2 protein-coding genes are annotated in these 21,201 nt (G+C 75.7%); both read right to left on the bottom strand.

Annotated features, from left to right (window positions below):
• Window positions 1-86: 86 nt before the first annotated feature.
• Window positions 87-10,904 carry a type I polyketide synthase gene (locus ABZ877_RS31035; RefSeq protein WP_361077853.1) on the bottom strand — a complete coding sequence of 3,606 codons (10,818 nt, stop codon included), beginning with the start codon at window positions 10,902-10,904 and terminating at the stop codon, window positions 87-89.
• Between the two features lie 37 nt (window positions 10,905-10,941).
• Entirely contained in the window at window positions 10,942-21,144 is a 10,203-nt protein-coding gene (locus tag ABZ877_RS31030; protein WP_361077850.1) for a type I polyketide synthase, read from the bottom strand.
• Between the last annotated feature and the right edge of the window lie 57 nt (window positions 21,145-21,201).

Raw genomic sequence — 21,201 nt, 5'->3', positions numbered from 1 at the left:
CTTGGGCCCGTTTCCCCCACTCTGGCTTTACCGCCGTGGCGCCCCCACCGACGGCGGGGGGGGCCCCCTTCGGCTGTCGGCGGTGGTCAGGCGCCGAGGCCGGTCAGCCAGGTGTCGGTGGTCTCGGCGGTGGAGCGGGCGTGGTCCTCCATCATGGTGAAGTGGTTGCCGGGGACGTCGAGCACGGTGTGCGCCCGCTCCCACGACGTCTGCCACTCCTCGGGCCGCAGCTCCTCGCCGGGCGCGGCGGGCACCGGGGGCTCGGTGGAGCGGACGAGGAGGACCGGGCAGTCGAGCGGGCCCGGCTCCCATTCGCCGATCATCGCCACGTACCAGCTCATCGCGGTGAGCCGGTCCGTGTCCATGTGCGCGAACATCGACTCGCGGTCGAACATGCCGCCCAGCATCTGCTGGGAGAACCGCAGGAACGGTGAGTCCGCGCGCGGCATGTAGGTGTCGAGGAGGACGACGGCGGCCGGTGGGGCGCCCCGCTCCTGCATCCGCCGGGCCGTGGACAGCGCGAGGACGCCGCCGGAGGACGAGCCGAGCAGGACGGCCGGGGCGTCGCCCACCGTGCGGTGGACCGCGTCCGCGTGCAGGTCGGCGACGGCGTCGAAGGTGGCGGGCAGCGCCTCCCCGGTGCCGAAGCCCTGGGTGGGCAGCGCCCAGACGTCGCGCCGCCCGCGGAAGGCGGAGGCGAACCGGGCGTACTGGTGGACGCCGGCGAGGGCGACGTAGGAGCTGAAGCAGACCAGCGGGGCCGCGGCTCCACCGGCCGAGAGGCGGATCGCCTCGGGGACGGTGGCGAGTTCGTCCGGCGAGGTGAAGGTCGGGCGCAGTTCGGCCGCGGCCTGCAGCAGCGTGAACCCGTCGTCGACCCGGCCGTCCAGGCATGCCTGCTTGAACAGGCCGCCGATGGTGTCCTCGACCCGTACGGCGGTGGAGGGCGCCGCCGTACGGTCCTGGCCGCTGTCCGGGGCGGCCCGTTCGCCGAGCCTGCTGTGCAGGTGGGCGGCGAGCGCCTCGGGGGTGGCGTGGTCGAACAGCAGGGTGGGGGCGAGTTTCAGGCCGGTGGCGGTGGCGAGGTGGTTGCGCAGTTCCACCACGGTGAGGGAGTCGAAGCCCTGCTCGGTGAAGAGCCGGTCGGGTTCTATCCCGTCCGGTCCCGCGTGTCCGAGGACGGTGGCGGCCAACTCCCGCACCAGGCCCGTCAGCAGGGCGCGGCCCTCCTCGGCGGTGCGTCCGGCGAGGAGGTCCCCGGTGGTCGCGGCGGGGGCGTCGGCCGCGGCCCTGCGGGCGGGCGCCGGGGCGGCGGGCCGCACCATCGCCCGTACGCCGGACCGGCCGGAGGCGGCGGCGACGGCGATCACCGACGGGTCGGTGGTGGCGAGGGCGTCGTCCAGGAGGGCGAGGGCGTCCTCGGTGGCCAGAGGGCGCAGTCCGCCCCGGGCGAGCCGGCCGCGGTCGGTGTCGGAGAGGCGGCCGGTGATGCCGCTGTCGTCGCCCCACAGTCCCCAGGCGACGGAGGCGGCGGGCAGTCCGGCGCGGTGCCGCAGGGCGGCGAGTCCGTCGAGGAAGCCGTTGGCGGCGGCGTAGTTGGCCTGGCCGGGGGCGCCGAAGGTGCCCGCCGCGGAGGAGAACAGCACGAACGCGGCGAGCGGGTGCGTGGCGGTGAGGTCGTGCAGGTGCCAGGCGCCGTCGGCCTTCGGCCGGAGCACGGTGTCGAAGCGTTCGCCGTCGAGGGCGGTGAGGACGGCGTCGTCGGTGACGCCTGCCGCGTGGACGACCCCGGTCAGCGGCAGGTCGGCGGGGACGTGGGTCAACAGGCGTGCCAGGTCCGCGCGTTCGGCGGCGTCGCAGGCGGCCAGGTGGACCCGGGCGCCCAGGCCGGTGAGTTCGGTGACAAGGGCGTCGGCTCCGTCGGCCGCGGGTCCGCGCCGCCCGGCGAGGAGCAGGGAGCGTACGCCGTGCCGGGTGACGAGGTGGCGGGCGACGGCGCGGCCCAGGGTGCCGGTGGCGCCGGTGACGAGCACCGTGCCGTCCGCGAGGGCGGGCGCGTCGCCGGTCCCGGCCGGTGCGACGTCGGGGTGCAGGACACGGCCGCCACGGACGGCCGTCTGCGGGTGTCCGCAGGCGATGGCGGCGAGCAGGGCGAGGTCGTCGCCCTCCTCGACGCCGTCGGCCAGGTCCACCAGGTGGAAGCGGCCGGGGTGTTCGGCCTGACCGGAGCGGACCAGACCCCACAGGGCGGCGCCCGCCACGTCGGGCCGACGCACGCGCCCGGTGGTGTCGGTGACGGCGGAACGGGTGACGAAGGTGAGGCGGGCGTCGGCGTACCGTTCGTCGGCGAGCCAGCCGCACATCAGCTCGTGGGCGCGGGCCAGGTGGCCGCGGACGGCCTCGGGCACGACCTGACCGTGGGCCTCCGGCGCGGCGAGGACCACGTCGGGCAGGGTCATGCCGGTGTCGACGGCCTTGCCGAGGGCCTCCAGGTCGGCGTAGGTCTCCAGGTGGACCCCGGCCGCGTCGAGCGCGGCGGCCACCCGGTCGTCGCCCTCACCGAGGAGGATCCAGCGCACGGTGCGCGGAGCCGGGACCTCGGGGGCCGGGCGGACCTCCTGCCAGTCGAGCCGCAGCAGTTCGGGCCGGCTCGCGTCGACGGCGGCGGACACGGCCCGCAGGGTGATCGAGTCGGCGGTGGCGACGGGCCGCCCCATGGTGTCGGTGACCAGGACCCGGTAGCCGTGGTCGTGGCCGGCCGGGGTCAGGCGCACCCGCAGCGCGGTCGCGCCGGTGGCGTGCAGGGTCAGGCCGGTCCAGGCGAACGGCAGCATGGGCCCGGTCTCGTCCTCCTCCCGTGCTCCGGGGCGGCGGACGAGGAGCGTCTGCACGGCCGCGTCGAGCAGCGCCGGGTGCAGGGCGTGCCGCGCGGCGTCCTGCCGGTACGGCTCGGGGAGCGCGACCTCGGCGTACACCTCGTCGCCGCGCTCCCACGCGGTGCCGAGCCCCTGGAAGCTGGGCCCGTAGGCGAACCCGGCGGCGGCGAAGGCGGCGTAGGGGTCGGCGGCGTCGGCGATCTCCACCGCGCCCGGCGGGGGCCAGGCGGTGAGGTCGTCGGCCGGGGCGGACGGCGCTTGCGGGGCGAGAACGCCCTGCGCGTGCCGCCGCCAGTCGCCGTCGTCCCCGGCGGGCCGGGACCAGACGGTGAAGGCGCGGCGGCCGGTGTCGTCCGCGCGGTCGACGGTGACCTGGAGCCGCACGGCGCCCTCGTCGGGCACGACGAGCGGGGAGAGGAGCGTGAGTTCGCTCAGGTGGCCGCACCCGGTGCGGTCGCCGATGTGCACGGCGAGGTCGAGATAGCCGGTGGCGGGAAGGATGACCTGGCCGAGGACGGTGTGGTCGGCGAGCCAGGGGTGGCTGCGCAGGGAGAGCCGCCCGGTGAACAGCAGCTCGTCGGAGTCCGCCCGGGTGATCTCCGCGCCGAGGAAGGGGTGTTCGGCGGTGCGCAGTCCGGCGGCCTCGGGGTCACCGGCCGGTTCCACGGTCGGCAGCCAGTACCGCTGCCGCTGGAAGGCGTAGGTGGGCAGCGGCACGACGCGGGCGCCGGGCAGCATGGCCGCCCAGTCGGGTGCGACACCGTGGGTGAACAGCGTGCCGACGGCGGTGAGCAGACGCTCCACCTCGGGCTTGTCACGCAGCACGGCGGCGACGAAGACGGACGCGTCCGTGCCCGACGCCTCCTGCTCGCCGAGCGCGCTCTCGGCGAGCGTGGTGAGCGGGCCGTCGGGTCCGACCTCGAGGAAGCGGCGTGCGCCGAGGCCGTGCAGGTGGGTGACGCAGTCGTGGAAGCGGACGGCTTCGCGTACGTGGCGTACCCAGTACTCGGGGTCGGTGAGCAGTCCGGGCGTGACGCTCTCGCCGGTCAGCCCGGAGACCAGGGGCAACGTCGGTTCGCTGTAGGAGACGCGGGCGGCGACGGCACGGAAGTCGTCGAGCACCGGGTCCATCAGGGGCGAGTGGAAGGCGTGGCTGACCCGCAGCCGGGTGGTGCGGCGTCCGGCCGCCGAGAAGTGGGCGCAGATCTCGTCCACGGCCGCCTCGGTGCCGGAGACCACGGTGGCGTCCGGCCCGTTGAGGGCGGCGATGCCGATCTCGTGCTCGCGGCCGGCGAGGAGCGGCGCCACCTCGTCCTCGGAGGCCCGTACGGAGGCCATCGCCCCGCCGGACGGGAGCGCCTGCATGAGGCGGCCACGGGCGGCGACGAGGGCGCAGGCGTCGTCCAGGTCGAACACGCCCGCCACGTGAGCGGCGGCGATCTCACCGATGGAGTGCCCGGCCACGAGGTCGGGCCGCACGCCCCAGGATGCGAGCAGGTGGTGGAGGGCGACCTCGAAGGCGAACAGGGCGGGTTGCGCGTACTCGGTGCGCTGGAGCAGCTCGGCGTCGTCGCCGGACAGGGCCTCGGCGAGTCCGGGGACGCGCGCGCAGACGGCGTCGAAGGTCTCGGCGAACACCGGGAAGGCGGCGCGCAGTTCGCGGCCCATGCCGAGGTGCTGGGCGCCCTGCCCGGTGAAGAGGAACGCCGTCCGGCCACCGGAGCGGGCCGTGCCGGCCGGTCGGGCCCCCTCCGCCAGCTCCCTCAGCTGGGCGGTGAGCGTGTCGTGGTCGGCGCCGACGAGGACGGCCCGGTGCGTGAAGGCTGTCCGGGTGGTCGCCAGCGCCAGCGCGGTGTCGGCGGGCCGGACGTCGCGGTGCGCGGTGACGTGGTCGAGCAGCCGGGCGGCCTGGTCGCGCAACGCCTCCTGACCGCGGGCGGACAGGACCCAGGGCACCGGACCGGTCCAGGCGGCCGGTTCGTCGCTGTCGGCTCCCTCGCTCTCGGGTTCCTCGGGCGGGGCTTCCAGGACGACGTGGGCGTTGGTACCGCTGATGCCGAACGAGGACACTCCCGCCCGACGCGGACGCCCGGCCGTCTCCGGCCACTCCCGCGCCTCGGTCAGCAGCGCCACAGAACCCTGCTCCCAGTCCACGTGCGAGGACGGCGCATCCACATGCAACGTCGCGGGCAGCACACCGTGTCGCATCGCGAGCACCATCTTCATCACACCCGCCACACCGGCACCCGCCTGCGTATGACCCACATTCGACTTCACCGACCCCAGCCACAACGGCCGGTCGGCATCACGCCCCTGCCCATACGTGGCGAGCAACGCCTGCGCCTCGATCGGGTCACCCAACCTGGTGCCCGTGCCATGGGCCTCCACCGCGTCCACGTCCCGCGCGGACAGCCCGGCGGAGGCGAGGGCGGCGCGGATGACCCGCTGCTGCGAGGGCCCGTTCGGTGCGCTCAGCCCGTTGGACGCACCGTCCTGGTTGACCGCCGAACCCGCCACCACCGCGAGCACCGGATGCCCATTGCGGCGCGCGTCCGACAACCGCTCCACCAGAAGCAGGCCACCACCCTCCGAGAACCCCGTACCATCCGCCGCATCGGCGAACGCCTTGCACCGGCCGTCCGCCGCGAGCCCCTGCTGGCGGCTGAAGTCCACGAAGAGACCCGGGGTCGACATCACGGTCACGCCGCCGGCGAGCGCGAGGTCACACTCCCCGGCGCGCAGGGCCTGTGCCGCCAGATGCAGGGCGACCAGGGACGACGAGCAGGCCGTGTCGACGGTGACCGCCGGCCCTTCGAGGCCGAACGTGTAGGACATGCGGCCCGACAGGACGCTGGCCGAGTTGCCGGTGCCGAGGTGGGCGCCGACCTCGTCACCGGGTGCGAGGGGACGGGACGTGTAGTCCTGGTAGTTGGTGCCCGCGAAGACCCCGGTACGGCTTCCGCGCAGGGAACGCGGATCGATGCCCGCCCGCTCGAACGTCTCCCACGCCATTTCGAGCAGGAGCCGCTGCTGCGGGTCCATCGCGAGGGCCTCGCGGGGCGAGATGTTGAAGACGCCGGGGTCGAAGTCGGCGAAGCCGTCGAGGAAGCCGCCGGTGCGGGTGGAGGTGCGGCCCGCCCTGCCGGGCTCGGGGTCGTACAGGGCGGCCACGTCCCAGCCCCGGTCCTCGGGGAAGGGCCCCATCGCGTCGGCGCCGTCGCGCAGGAGCCGCCAGAACCGCTCGGGGGTGTCGGCGTCGCCGGGGAAGCGGCAGGCCATCCCCACGATGACGACCGGGTCCTCCTCGGTGGCCTGCGGGCGGGCCGGGACAACGGCGTCGTCGGGCACGGCGCGGTCGGCGGCCGGGGCGAGGCGCTCGCTGAGGTGTTCCGCGAGCGCGGCGGGGGTCGGGTAGTCGTAGACGAGGGTGGCGGGCAGGCGCATGCCGGTCGCCTCACCGAGGGTGTTGCGCAGCTCGACGGCGGTGAGGGAGTCGAAGCCGAGTTCGCGGAAGGCGCGGGCGGGTTCGACGTCGTCGGGGCTCGGGTGGTTGAGGACGTAGGCGATGTGCGCGCAGACCAGTTCGAGCAGGGCCTGGCGGCGGTCGGCCTCGCCGAGGGCCGCGATGGCGGTGAGCACGTCGTCGCCGTCGTCGGCGGAGCCGCTGGGCGCGGCGGGTCGCCGGTCCCGCAGCCGTTCGAGGTCGGGGAGGCCGGTGTAGAGGCGGCGCGGGCGGCCCTTGTCGAGTTCGGCGCCGAAGACCTCCCAGTCGATGTCGGTGACGACGAGGGTGGTGTCGTCCTGTTCGAGGGCGTCCTGGAGGGCGGTGAGGGCGCCGGCGGGGTCCATGAGGCGGACGCCGTGGCGCTGGAGGCGTTCGCCGACGGTGCCGGAGGCCATGCCGCCGTCGGCCCAGCCGCTCCAGGCGATCGCGGTGGCGGGCAGGCCGCGGGAGCGGCGGTCCTCGGCGAGGGCGTCGAGGTAGGCGTTGCCGGGGGCGTAGTTGCCGTGTCCGGGGCTGCCGAAGACGCCCGACGAGGAGGAGAAGAGGACGAAGGCGGACAGGTCGAGGTGGGCGGTGGCGGCGTCCAGGTTGCGGGCGCCGCCGACCTTGACCCGGAGGACTTCGGCGAGGCGGTCGGGGGTGAGGGAGCCGATCACGCCGTCGTCGAGGACGGCGGCGGTGTGGAAGACGGCGGTCAGGGGCCGTTCCTCCGGGATGGACGCGAGGAGGGCGGCGAGATCGGCCGGGTCGGCGATGTCGCAGGCGACGAGGTCGGCCGTGGCGCCGGTGGCCGTGAGTTCGGCGAGCAGTTCCTCGGCGCCGTCGGCGTCCGGGCCCGAGCGGCTGGCCAGCAGGAGGTGTGCGGTGCCGGTGCGGGCGAGCCAGCGGGCGACGTGGCGGCCGAGGGCGCCGGTGCCGCCCGTGACGAGGACGGTGCCGTGCGGGTTCCAGGCGCGGCGGGCGGGCCGTCCGCCGATGGCGGCGCGTTCGAGACGGCGGCCCAGGACGCCGGTGGCGCGGACGGCGACCTGGTCCTCGTGATCGGTTCCGGCGAGGACGGCGACGACCCGGTCGGCGGCGCGCGCGTCGCACTGCTCGGGGAGGTCGACGAGGCCGCCCCAGCAGTCGGCCTGTTCGAGGGCGACGACGCGGCCGAAGCCCCAGACGAGCGCCTGGGCGGGGTGCTCCGGCGCGGCGTCGGTGCCGGTGGCGACGGCGCCGCGGGTCAGGAACCACACCGGGAGACGGGCGTTGAGGTCGTCCATCGCCTGGACGAGGGCGACCGTGGCGGCGAACCCGGCGGGGAGCTGCGCGTGGTCGGGGTGCGGTGTGTCGTCCAGGGCGAGCAGGGAGAGCACGCCGCGGGCGTCGGTGACGGAGTCGGCCAGCGCGGCGGCGAGGTCCGCGCGGTCGGCGGCGCCGTCCACGACGACGGGCAGGCACTCCGCGCCCGCGCGGGCCAGCGCATCCCGTACGGCGGTGGCTTCGGGTCCGTCCTCGTGTCCGCGCGGCACAACGAGGGCCCAACGCCCGCCGAGCGAAGGCGTGTCGGTGACCGGGACCGGCGCCCAGGCGATGCGGTAGCGCCAGCGGTCGGCGGTGGCGCGGTCGGTGCTGCGGCGCCGGTATCCGGCGAGGGCCGGGGCCAGGGTGGCGACGGTCGCCTCGTCCAGGTCGAGGGCGGCGGCGAGGGTGGTGAGGTCACCGGAGTCGACGGCTTCCCAGAAGGGACCGTCGGCCGTGTCCGCGTCAGCCCCGGAGTCTTCGTGGGCGCTGAAGGCGGGCCAGTAGCGGCGGCGTTGGAAGGTGTAGACGGGCAGGTCGACGCGGTGGGCGGGTTCGTCGTGGACGGCGGTCCAGTCGACCGGTCCGCCGCGCACGGCGAGCGCGGCCACGGAGGCGAGGAACCGCTCGGGTCCGCCCTCGGAGCGGCGCAGGGAGCCGAGGACCGCGCCGTCGGTGATGCCGAGGTCCTCCAGGATGTCGCCGACGGCGGTGGTGACGACGGGGTGCGGCCCCGCCTCGACGAAGACGCGGTGCCCGGCCTCGGCGAGGGAGCGCACGGTGTCCTCGAAGCGGACGGTGCGGCGGATGTTCTCGTACCAGTAGGCGCCGTCGAGGGTGGTGGTGTCCTCGACGCGGGCGCCGGTGACGGTGGAGTGGAAGGGGATCTCGGCGGGGCGTGGACGCACGGGCGCGAACCCGGCGAGCAGAGCGTCTTTGACCTCCTCGACCTGGCCGCAGTGCGAGGCGTAGTCGACGGGGACGCGGCGGGCGCGGATGCCGTCGTCGGTGAGGCGGGTGAGGAGTTCGGCGAGCGGTTCGGCGTCGCCGGAGACGGTGACGGAGCGCGGTCCTGTCACCGAGCCGACGGAGATCCGGCCCTCGTACGGTGCGAGGAGCCGCTCCACCTCGGCGAGGGGCAGCGGGACGGCGACCATGCCGCCGCGCCCGGTGATGGCGGTCAGTTCGCGCGAGCGGGTGACGACGACGCGGGCGGCGTCCTCCAGGGTGAGGACGCCCGCGATGTGCGCGGCGGCGATCTCGCCCTGGCTCTGTCCGGCGACGGCGGCCGGGCGCACCCCGCACGCCATCCACAGGCGGGCGAGGGCGACGCAGACGACGAAGAGGGTGGGCTGGACGACGTCGAGGCGTTCGAGGGGCGGGGCGCCGGGGGCGCCGCGCAGGACGTCGAGGACGCGGTAGTCGGTGAACGCCTCGACGGCGGTGGCGGCTTCGTCGAACGCGGTACGGAACCGGGCGTCGGCGGCGTGCAGTTCGAGGGCCATGCCCTCCCACTGGGGGCCCTGGCCGGGGAAGAGGAAGACGGGGTCGCCCTCGGTGTCGGCGACTCCGCGCACGACGGCCGGGTCGGGTGCGCCGTCGGCGAGGGCGGTCAGGCCGCGCAGGAGCACGTCGAGGTCGGGGGCGACGACGGCGGCGCGGTGTTCGAGCGCCGGGCGGGTGGCGGCGAGGGACCAGGCGAGGTCGGCGGGGCGGCGCGCGTCGTCCGGGGCGGCGCGCAGATGGGCGGCGAGGCGGGCGGCCTGCGCGCGCAGGGCGGCGGCGGTGCGCCCGGAGACGGTGAAGGCGCGAGGGCGGGGGGCCTGGTCGCCGGGTACGGCGGTGGCGTCCTCGGCGGGCGGGGCCTGTTCGAGGATGACGTGGGCGTTCGTGCCGCTGACGCCGAAGGAGGAGACGCCCGCGCGGCGGGGCCGGTCGCCGGTGTCGGGCCAGGTGCGGCTCTCGGTGAGGAGTTCGACGCGGCCCGCGCTCCAGTCGACGTGCCGGCTGGGCCGGTCGACGTGGAGGGTGGCGGGCAGCCGTCCGGCGCGCAGCGCGAGCACTGTCTTGATGACGCCCGCGACTCCGGCGGCGGCCTGCGTGTGACCGATGTTCGACTTCACGGAGCCGAGCAGCAGCGGCCGGTCGGCGGGCCGGTCCTGGCCGTAGGTGGCGAGCAGGGCCTGGGCCTCGATGGGGTCGCCGAGGGTGGTTCCGGTGCCGTGCGCCTCGACGGCGTCGACGTCGGCGGGCACGAGGCGCGCCGCCTTCAGGGCCTGCCAGATGACACGTTCCTGCGAGGGGCCGTTGGGGGCGGTGAGGCCGTTGGAGGCGCCGTCCTGGTTGACGGCGGAGCCGCGCAGGACCGCGAGGACGGGGTGGCCGTTGCGGCGGGCGTCGGAGAGCCGTTCGACGACGAGGACGCCCGCGCCCTCGCCCCAGGCGGTGCCGTCGGCGGCGTCGGCGAAGGCGCGGCAGCGGCCGTCCGGCGACAGGCCGCGCTGCCGGCTGAACTCCAGGAAGATCGTGGGCGTCGACATGACGGTGACGCCGCCCGCGAGGGCGAGGTCGCACTCCCCCGCGCGCAGTGCTTGCGCCGCTAGGTGCAGGGTGACCAGGGAGGACGAGCAGGCGGTGTCGACGGAGACGGCCGGGCCCTCCAGGCCGAGGGTGTACGAGATCCGGCCGGACAGGACGCTGGGCGAGTTGCCGACGCCGTCGTCGCCCGCGTTGTCGGAGTGGCTGAGCAGTGTCGGGTAGTCCTGAAGGTTGGTGCCGGAGAACACGCCGGTACGGCTGCCGCGCAGGGCGAGCGGGTCGATACCGGCGCGTTCGAGGGCCTCCCAGCAGATTTCGAGCAGGATGCGCTGTTGCGGGTCGGTGCCGACGGCCTCGCGGGGCGAGATGCCGAAGAACCCGGCGTCGAAGTCGGCGACGCGGTCGATGAATCCGCCGGTACGGGTGTAGCTGCGGCCCGGGGTTCCGGGCGTCGGGTCGTAGAGCGCGTCGGTGTCCCAGCCTCGGTCGCGCGGCCACTCGGTCATGGCGTCGGTGCCCTGGTCCAGCAGGCGCCACAGGTCGTCGGGGTCGCTGACGCCGCCGGGGAAGCGGCAGCCCATCGCGACGATCGCTATGGGCTCGCTTTGTTGTGCCTCGGCCGCGGCCAGGCGCTGACGCGTCTGGTGCAGGTCGGCCGTGACCTTCTTCAGGTAGCCGAGGAGCTTGTCCTCATCGGTCATGTGTTCTCACCCGTTCTCAGGTCCCGTGGCCGTCTCGTCAGGAGATGCCGAGGTCGTTCTCGATGAAGTCGAAGATCTCGTCCGCGCCCGCGGAACGGAGCCGGTCGCTCACGTCGCCGCCGTCGGCGGCGGTGGGGGCGGTGCTGACCGGGCCGCCGAACCGCCCAAGGAGGGACTGGAGCCGGGCGGCGATGCGGTCGCGCCGGGTGTCGTCCTCGGGCAGCCCGTCGAGGGCGGCCTCCAGGGAGTCCAGTCCGGCGAGGACCGCGGCCGCGCCGTCGGTGTCCTCGGTGAGCCGGCCGCGCAGATATCCGGCGAGGGCCTGCGGGTTCGGCTGGTCGAAGAGGAGCGTGGCGGGCAGGGCGAGGCCGGTGGCGGCGCCGAGACGGTTGCGGAGCTCGACGGCCATGAGGGAGTCGAACCCGAGCGCGTTGAACGCGGTCGTGGCGCCCACCCGGTCGGTGCCCGTGTGCCCCAGTACGGTGGCGGCCTCGGCCCGCACGAGAGCGGTCAGGGTGCGTTCGCGCTCGGCGGCGGACTGTCCGGCGAGCCGGTCGCGCAGGGCCCCGGGCGCGTCCGTGCCGGTCTCCGGGCGCTGGGCGAGCACGTCGCGGACCTCGGGGAGGTCGGCGAGGAGCGGGCTGGGCCTGGAGGTGGTGAAGCCGGGGGCGAAGCGGGCCCAGTCGATGTCGGCGAGGACGAGGGCCGCGTCCGTGCGGGCCGTGGCCCGGCCCAGGGCGTCGGCCGCCTTGACGGGGTCGAGCGGGTTGACGCCGCTGCGGCGCATCCGGGCCTCCGTGTCGGCGTCGGCGCTCGCCATGCCGCCGCCGCTCCAGGGGCCCCAGGCCAGGGAGGTGCCGGGGCGCCCGGCGGCCCTGCGCGACTCGGCCAGGGCGTCCAGGTAGGCGTTGGCGGCGGCGTAGTTGGCCTGGCCGATGGTGCCGAGGGTGCCGGAGACCGACGAGTACAGGACGAACGCGGTGAGGTCGCGGTCGCGGGTCAGCTCGTCGAGGTTGCGGGCGGCGGCCAGCTTGGGTCGCAGGACGCGGTCCAGGGCGCCCGCGTCCATGCCGTCCAGGAGCCGGTCGTCGAGGACGCCCGCGGTGTGCACGACGGCGTCCACGGGGTGCTCCGCGAGGAGGGCGGCGAGGGCGTCGCGGTCGGCGGTGTCGCAGGCGGCCAGGACGAGTTCGGTGCCGGTGCCTTCGAGGGCGTCCTTCAGACGGGCCGCGCCGTCCGAACCCGCGCCGGACCGGCTCACCGCGACGATGCGCTTGGCGCCCCGCGCGGCCAGCCAGGTCGCGGTACGCAGGCCGAGCGCGCCGGTGGCCCCGGTGAGCAGGACGGTACCGGTCCAGTCCGGGCCGTCCGGGGTCGCCCCGGCCGGGGCGTGCTCGATGCGGCGCAGGAAGGTACCGGCGGACCGGACGGCGACCTGGTCCTCACCCTCGCCCGAGGTCCCCGCGAGGGCGGCCACGAGGCGCCGGGCCACGTCGGCCGGGACCGCGGTGCCGGTCCCGGCGGGCAGATCGACAAGACCGCCCCAGAGCTGGGGGTGTTCCAGGGCGGCGGTCCGCCCCAGACCCCACACGGCGGCCTGCTCAGGCACGGCGGGAGCCTCGGCACCAAGAACCCCGACGGCCCCTGCGGTAACGGCCCACAACCGAACCGGGTCGTCCCCGGCGGCCCCATCGGCAAGCGCCTGAAGCAGAGCGGCGCTCGCGGCCAGCCCAGCGGGAACGGCTTCGTGCCCGGGCAGCGGCTCGGTGTCAACGGCGAGCAGGGAGAGGACGCCTGCCCAGGTGGGGGTGAGGTCTCGGTTCGGGCCGTCGAGGACGGGCACCGGACCGGCGGGATCGCCGCCCGCAGCGACGCCCTCGCCCTCCCGGCGCAGACCCGTGAGGGTCGCGGTCAAGTCGGGTCGGTTTGCTGTGGCGCAGTCCACCGGGAGGACCCGGACGTCCGCCCCGTGCGCGGCGAGCGCGTCCGTGACGGACCGCGCCCACGGCGTCCCGGCAAGGCGGCTCGGGACTGCCACCAGCCAAGTCCCCGTCAGCGTCGCGGCGCCGTCCTCCGCCGCCGGGCGCCACACCACGCGGTGCTCCCAGCGCCGCATCTCACCCCGCGTACGGTCCTCCTCCCGCCAGGCGGCGAGCGCGGGCAGGACGGTGCTGAGCGGGGCGTCGGTCGGGACGGAGAGGCGTTCGGCGAGGGCGGTGGGGTCGGCCGACTCCACGAGGTCCCAGAACGCGGAGTCATCGCCGGACGCGGTCGGGGCCGCGGAGGATTCCAGCCAGAACCGCTCGCGCTGGAAGGCGTACGTCGGCAGCGGCACGGTCCGCGCCTCCGTGTCGAGCGGCGCGGCGGGCACGTCGGCCCGGCCCTCGACGTGCAGGGTCGCGGCGGCCAGCAGGGCGGTGCGCTCCTCGGGCCGGTCACGGCGCAGCAGGGACACGGCGGTGACGGCGGCGGAGTCGGTGACACCGTCCCGTACGAGCGTGGTGAGGGTCGTGTCGGGGCCGAGTTCGAGGTAGTGGGTGACACCCGCGGCCTCAAGCGCGCCCACCCCGTCGGCGAAGCGGACGGCCTGGCGGACATGGCGTACCCAGTAGTCGGGGGTGACCAGGTCGTCGCCGGAGGCGAGCGCGCCGGTGAGGTTGGAGACGACGGGCACCGTCGGGGCCTCGTAGCGGACGCGCGCGGCGACGGCCCGGAAGTCGTCGAGCATGGCGTCCATGAGCGGCGAGTGGAAGGCGTGCGAGACGCGCAGGCGCCGGGTCTTGCGGCCGCACCCGGCGAATTCGGCGGCGATCGCGTCCACGTCAGCCGCCTGCCCGGACACGACCACTGATACGGGGCCGTTGACGGCGGCGATCGCGACGCGCTCGGTGCGGCCGTCGAGGAGCGGCAGGACCTCTTCCTCGGTGGCCTCAAGGGCGGCCATGGCGCCGCCCTCGGGCAGGTTCTGCATGAGTCGGCCCCGCGCGGCGACCAGGGCGCAGGCGTCGGCGAGGTCGAAGACCCCGGCGGCGTGCGCGGCGGTGAGTTCGCCGATGGAGTGGCCGCCGAGGACGTCGGCCCGTACGCCCCAGGAGGTGGCCAGGGCGTGCGCGGCGGTGCCGAAGGCGAACAGGGCGGCCTGGGTGTAGGCGGTGCGGTCGAGGAGCGCGGCCTCGGCGCTGCCCTCGGCGGCGAAGACGACGTCGCGCAGGGGCGGTCCGTCGAGGTGGCGGTCGAGTTCGGCGCAGACGGTGTCGAAGGTCTCGGCGAAGACGGGTTGCGTGGCGTGGAGTTCGCGGCCCATGCCGGGGTGCTGGGCGCCCTGGCCGCTGAAGAGGACGGCGAGCATGCCGCCGTCGGCGGTGCCGGTGGTGACGTGCGGGGCGCTCTCCCCGGCGGCGACGGCGGCGAGTCCGGCGAGGAGTTCGTCCCGGTCGGCGGCGACGACCGCGGCCCGGTGCGCCTGCGGGGCGCGGGTGGCGGCGAGGCTGTGCGCGAGGTCACGGGCGTCGTAGGCGTCGTCGTCCTGGAGCACATGGGTGCGCAGGCGGGCGGCCTGGGCGCGCAGCGCGTCCGGGGTGTGTCCGGAGACCGGGTGCACGCGCGGCACGGCGGCGGGCGCGGGCCGTTCGGGGGCGGGTGCGGGGGCGGGCGGTTCCTCCAGGACGACGTGGGCGTTGCTGCCGCTGATGCCGAAGGAGGAGACACCGGCGCGGCGCGGCCGGTCGTCCCGGGCGGGCCAGGGGCGGGGGTCGGTGAGCAGTTCGATGGTGCCGCTTGACCAGTCGATGTGCGGGGAGGGCGCGTCGACGTGCAGGGTGCGCGGCAGTTCGCCGTGGTGCATCGCCATGACCATCTTGATGACGCCGGCGGCGCCCGCGGCGGCCTGGGTGTGCCCGAAGTTGGACTTGGCCGAGCCGAGGAGGAGGGGCTGGTCCTCGGTGTGTTCGCGGCCGTACGTGGCGAAGAGGGCCTGCGCCTCGATGGGGTCGCCGAGGGTGGTGCCGGTGCCGTGCGCCTCGACGGCGTCGACGTCGGCCCCCGACAGACCGGCGGAGGCGAGGGCCTGCCGGATGACGCGTTCCTGGGAGGGACCGTTGGGGGCGGTGAGGCCGTTGGAGGCGCCGTCCTGGTTGGTGGCGGAGCCGCGGACGACGGCGAGGACGGGGTGCCCGTTGCGGCGGGCGTCGGAGAGCCGTTCGAGGAGCAGCATGCCGACGCCCTCGGAGAAGCTGGTGCCGTCGGCGGAGGCGGCGAACGCCTTGCACCGGCCGTCGGCGGCGAGGCCGTTCTGCGCGGTGAACTCGGTGTAGGTGCCGGGCGTGGCCATGACGGTGACGCCGCCGGCGAGGGCCAGTGAGCATTCGCCCTGGCGCAGCGCGTGGGCGGCGAGGTGCAGGGCGACCAGGGCGGAGGAGCAGGCCGTGTCGACGGTCATGGTCGGCCCTTCGAGGCCGAAGGTGTAGGCGACGCGGCCGGAGATGACGCTGCCGGAGACGCCGAGCCCGATGTAGCCCTCCATGCCCTCGGGGATGTCGGCGAGCCCGGAGGCGTACCCGGAGCCCATGGCGCCGACGTAGACGCCGGTGTTGCTGCCGCGCAGGGAGAGCGGGTCGATCCCGGCGCGTTCGAAGGTCTCCCAGGAGGTCTCCAGGAGGAGCCGCTGCTGGGGGTCCATGGCGAGGGCCTCGCGGGGCGAGATGCCGAAGAGGGAGGCGTCGAAGTGGGTGGCGCCGTACAGGAATCCGGCTTCCAGGCCGGGCAGGCGGTCGAGGTCCCAGCCGCGGTCGGTGGGGAAGGCGCCGATGGCGTCGCCGCCCTCGGAGACGAACCGCCACAGGTCCTCGGGCGAGGAGACGCCGCCGGGGTACTGGCAGGCCATGCCGACGATGACGACCGGGTCGTCCTGTCCGGCGGCGACCGTGGTGGCGGCGAACTGCTCGCTCGTGCCGGCGAGTTCGCCGGCCAGGTGGCGGGCGAGCGCGCTGGGCCTGGGGTGGTCGAAGACGAGGGTGGCGGGCAGCCGCAGGCCCGTCTCGGCGTTGAGCCGGTTGCGCAGGTCGACGGAGGTGAGGGAGTCGAAGCCGAGGTCCTTGAAGGACTGCTCGCCGTCGACGGCGGCGGCCGAGCCGTGCCCGAGGGCGACGGCGGCGTGCTTGCGTACGACGTCGAGGAGGAGCCGTTCCTGGTCGGACGCGGACAGCCCGGCGAGCTTGCGGCCGAGCGCGGAGGAGTCGGTGTCGGCGGCGCGCGCCGCGCGGCGGGCGGGCGCGGGGACCAGGCCGTGCAGCAGGGCGGGCAGGCGTCCGGCGGTGGCCGCGGCGCGCAGGGCGGCGGTGTCGGTACGCAGGGGCGCGAGCAGCGGCTCGTCGCCGCTCACGGCTTCGTCGAGCAGGGACAGGGCCCGGGCCGGGTCGAGGGCGGGCAGGCCGGAGGCGGCGATGCGGCGCCGGTCGTCGTCGCCGAGCCCGCCCGTCATGCCGCTGTCGTGGTCCCACAGGGTCCAGGCCAGGGAGGTGGCGGGCAGTCCATTGGCGCGGCGGTGGTGGGCGAGGGCGTCGAGGACGGTGTTGGCGGCGGCGTAGTTCGCCTGTCCGGCGCCGCCGAGGAGGCCGGAGGCGGAGGAGAACAGGACGAACGCGGTGAGGTCGGCGTCGCGGGTCGCTTCGTGTAGGGCGAGCGCGGCGTCGGCCTTGGCCCGCAGGACACCGGCGAACCGCTCGGGGGTGAGCGAGCCGAGGACGCCGTCGTCGAGGACGCCAGCTGTGTGGACGACGGCGCGCAGCGGCCGGTCGGCGGGGAGCGTGGCGAGGACTGCGGCGAGGGCCTCGGGGTCGGCGGCGTCGCACGCCTCGACGCGGACGAGGGCGCCGTGGGCGGTGAGTTCGGCGGTCAGCTCGTCGGCGCCGGGGGCCTGTGCTCCGCGCCGGGAGAGCAGCAGCAGGGAGCGCACGCCGTGTGTGGTGACCAGGTGGCGGGCGACCAGCGCGCCGAGCGCTCCGGTGCCGCCGGTGATCAGGACCGTACCGTCCGGGTCCCAGGCGGGCTCCCGGTCCACGGCGGGCGTACGGGTGAGAGCCGGGGTCAGCAACCGCCCTTCGCGGAGCGCGAGTTGGGCCGCATCCCCCGAAGCGGCGACGGCTGCGGCGAGCGCGTCCCGTGAGGCGTCGGTGCCGTCCACGTCGGCGAGGACGAGGCGGCCGGGGTTCTCGGTCTGCGCGGCGCGGACCAGCCCCCACACGGCGGCGGCGGGCAGGTCCGTGACGTCCTCGCCGTCCACGGAGACGGCCCCGCGGGTGACGACGACGAGCGTGGCGCCCTCGGTCCGCGGGTCGGCAAGGAGCGCTTGGAGGTCGGTCAGCGTGCGGCCCGCCACGTCGGCGGGCGTCTCACCGGGGCGCGAGGCGGTGGGCAGGACGGCGACGGCGCAGGACGTGTGGTCGTCCCCGCCGAGCGCGGGCCACGCGGGGACGAGGCCGTCGGCCGGGCCCTGACCCGCCAGACGCCATCCCTCCGTGTCCGGCGCGGCGACGAGGTCGGTGTCGCTCCAGCGCACCGCGTACAGGGCGCCGTCGGCGGGCCGGGCCGCGTGCAGGGCCGCGTCCGCGACAGGGCGGCTGACGAGGGAGTCCACCGTGGCGACGAGGTCCCCGGCGCCGTCGGCGAGCGTCAGACGGATCGCGCCGGAGGGGCCCCGGTCGAGGCGGACCCGCAGCTCCGTGGCGCCGACGGCGTGCAGGCTGACGCCGCTGAACGCGAACGGCAGTCCCACCCCGCCGCTTCCGTTGCCGCCGTCCGTGCCGTCGCCGGTGAGCTGGGCGTGCAGGGCGGCGTCGAGCAGGGCGGGGTGCAGCCCGTAGCGGGCGGCGTCGCGGTGCTGGTCCTCGGGGAGGACGATCTCGGCGTACCAGGTGTCGCCTGAACGCCAGGCGGCGCGCAGGCCCTGGAAGACGGGGCCGTACTGGTAGCCCTGCGCGGCGAGACCTTTGTAGAAGCCGTCGAGGGGGACGGCGTGCGCGTCGGCGGGCGGCCAGGCGGTCAGGCCGGTCCTGGGTTCGGCCTCGGCGGGGACCGGAGCGAGGAGGGCGGTGGCGTGCCGGGTCCACGGGCTGTCGTCGTCGGCGTCGGGCCGCGCGTGGACGGTGACCGGGCGGCGGCCGGCGGCGTCGGGGGCGCCGAGCGCGATCTGGAGCTGGACGGCGGTGTCCTCCGCGAGGACGAGCGGCGCCTCCAGGGTCAGATCGTCGAGGAGACGGCAGCCGACCTCGTCGCCTGCGCGCAGTACGAGTTCGACGAACGCGGTGCCGGGCAGCAGGACGGTGCCGGAGACGGTGTGGTCCGCGAGCCACGGCTGGGTGCGCGTGGAGAGGCGGCCGGTGAGGAGCACCCGGTCCTCGTCGGCGACGCGGACGACGGCGCCGAGCAGCGGGTGCCCGGTGCCGGTCAGGCCCGCGCCGGTGACGTCGGCGGTGGTCAGGGCGGGACGGAGCCAGTAGCGGTCCCGCTGGAAGGCGTACGTGGGCAGGTCGACGCGCGGGTCGGCGGAGTCGCTGCCGAGCAGGGCGCCGAGGTCGACGGGTACGCCGTGCGCGTGGGCGGCGGCGACACCGGCGAGGAGCGTGGCCGCCTCGGGGCGGTCCTTGCGCAGCAGCGGTACGCACACGCGGTCGGTGGTGTCGTCGGGCAGGCAGGTCCGCGCGAGCGCGGTGAGGGTGGCGTCGGGGCCGAGTTCCAGATAGCGGGTGACGCCGTGGGCGGCGAGCCAGTCGACGCCGTCGGCGAAGCGGACCGCGTGGCGCAGGTGGCGCACCCAGTAGTCGGCGGAGGCGAGTTCGTCGGCGGTGGCGGGGCGCCCGGTGAGGTTGGAGACGACGGTGAGCCGGGGCGGGTGCGCGGTGACGGTCTCGGCGACCGCGCGGAAGTCGTCCAGGACGGCGTCCATCCGCGCCGAGTGGAAGGCGTGCGAGACGCGCAGGCGGCGGGTGGTCCGGCCGCGGGCGCCGAGTTCGGCGGCGACGGCCTCGACGACGGCCGCGTCACCGGAGATCACGGTGGAGCGCGGGCCGTTGACGGCGGCGACGGACACGGCGTCGCCGTGCGCGGCGAGCAGCGCGGTGACCTCGTCCTCGGCGGCCTCGACGGCGACCATGGCGCCGCCTGCGGGCAGCGCCTGCATGAGCCGGCCGCGCGCGGCGACCAGACGGCAGGCATCGGGCAGGGACCACACCCCGGCGACGTGCGCGGCGGACAGTTCACCGAGCGAGTGGCCGAGGACGTACTTGGGGGCGATGCCCCACGACTCCAGGAGCCGGAAGAGGGCGACCTCGATCGCGAACAGGGCGGGCTGGGCGAGGCCCGTCGCCCGCAGCGCCTCGTCGTCCGGGGCGCCGTCCAGGACCACGTCCCTCAGGGAGAGGCCGAGTTCGGGGTCGAGGTGGGCGCAGACCTCGTCGAAGGCGCGGGCGAAGGCGGGGAACGCGGCGTACAGCTCGCGTCCCATGCCGGGGCGCTGGGCGCCCTGCCCGGAGAAGAGGAACGCGGTGGCGCCGCGCAGGGTGCGGCCGGTGACGACTGCTGGGTGCTCCTCCCCGGCCGCGAGGGCGGCGAGGGCGTCGCGGGCGGCGGTCGTGTCTTCGGCGAGGACGACCGCACGGTGCTCGAAGGACTGCCGGGTGGTGGCGAGGGCGCGCGCGGTGACGTGCGGATCGTCGCCGGGGTGCGCGTCCACGTGGTCGAGGAGACGGGCCGCCTGTCCGCGCAGGGCGTCGGCGCCGCGCGCGGACAGCAGCCAGGGCGCGAGCGGAAGCCGTACGGGAGGGGTGTCGTCCCCAGCGGCCTCGGGCTCGGGCGGTTCCGGGGCGGCCTCCAGGATGGTGTGCGCGTTGGTGCCGCTGATGCCGAAGGAGGAGACGGCGGCGCGGCGCGGGCGGCCCTCGGTGACGGGCCAGTCGGCGGGTTCGGTGAGCAGCCGGACGTGGCCCGCGTCCCAGTCGACGTGGGTGGACGGCGTGTCGACGTGGAGGGTGCGGGGCAGCTTGCCGTGCTGGAGCGCCATGACCGTCTTGATGACGCCCGCGACTCCGGCGGCGGCCTGCGTGTGGCCGAGGTTGGACTTGAGGGAGCCCAGGAACAGCGGGTGCGCGGCGTCCTTGGCGCGGCCGTACGTGGCGAGGAGCGCCTGGGCCTCGATGGGGTCGCCGAGAGTGGTGCCGGTGCCGTGGGCCTCGACGGCGTCGACGTCGGCGGCGGTGATCCCGGCGTTGGCGAGGGCCTGTTCGATGACGCGCTGCTGGGCGGGTCCGTTGGGCGCGGTCAGGCCGTTGGAGGCGCCGTCGGAGTTGATGGCGGAGCCGCGCACCACGGCAAGGACGGGGTGTCCGTTGCGGTGGGCGTCGGAGAGCCGCTCGACCAGGAGCAGGCCGACGCCCTCGGACCAGCCGGTGCCGTCGGCGGAGTCCGCGAACGCCTTGCACCGCCCGTCCGGCGCGAGCCCCCGCTGCCTGCTGAACTCGAACAGCAGGCCGGGCGTGGCCATCACGGCGACACCGCCCGCCAGCGCGAGGTCGCACTCCCCCGCGCGCAGCGCCTGCACCGCCCAGTGCAGGGCGACCAGCGAGGAGGAGCAGGCGGTGTCGACGGTGACGGTGGGCCCCTCCAGGCCGAGGACGTAGGAGATGCGGCCGGAGGCGACGGAGGTGGCGTTCCCGGCGAGCATCAGGCCGTGCACGTCCTCGGGCACCTCGACCGGGCCCTGTCCGTAGCCGGAGGTGGCGGCGCCGACGAAGACGCCGGTGGCGCTGCCGCGTAGGGACTGCGGGCGGATTCCTGCGCGTTCCAGGACCTCCCAGGACGCCTCCAGCAAGATGCGCTGCTGCGGGTCGGTGGCGAGCGCCTCGCGGGGGCTCATGCCGAAGAACGCGGCGTCGAAGGAGGCGGCGTCATCGAGGAAGCCGCCCTCGCGGGTGGAGAAGGTGCCCGGCCGGTCGGGGTCGGGGTCGTAGCGGTCGGCGATGTCCCAGCCGCGGTCCTCGGGCAGCGGACCGATGGCGTCGCCGCCCTCGTCGACCAGGCGCCACAGGTCCTCGGGCGTCCGGACGCCGCCGGGGAAGCGGCAGCTCATCGCGACGATGGCGATGGGCTCGCGGCTCTTGTCCTCGACCTCGCGCAGCTTGCGGCGGGTCTGCCGCAGTTCGCCCGTGACCCGCTTGAGGTATTCCACGTACTTGTCGTCGTCAGCCACGTGTGTCACTTCCTTGTACAACCGGGCGGGCCGGGGCGTCGGGTGCGGGCGGAGGGA

The sequence above is a fragment of the Streptomyces sp. NPDC046939 genome, from assembly GCF_040644575.1.
Taxonomy (GTDB): domain Bacteria; phylum Actinomycetota; class Actinomycetes; order Streptomycetales; family Streptomycetaceae; genus Streptomyces.
Note: the sequence above shows the minus strand (reverse complement) of the source record. Positions and strands in the feature narration are given on the sequence as shown.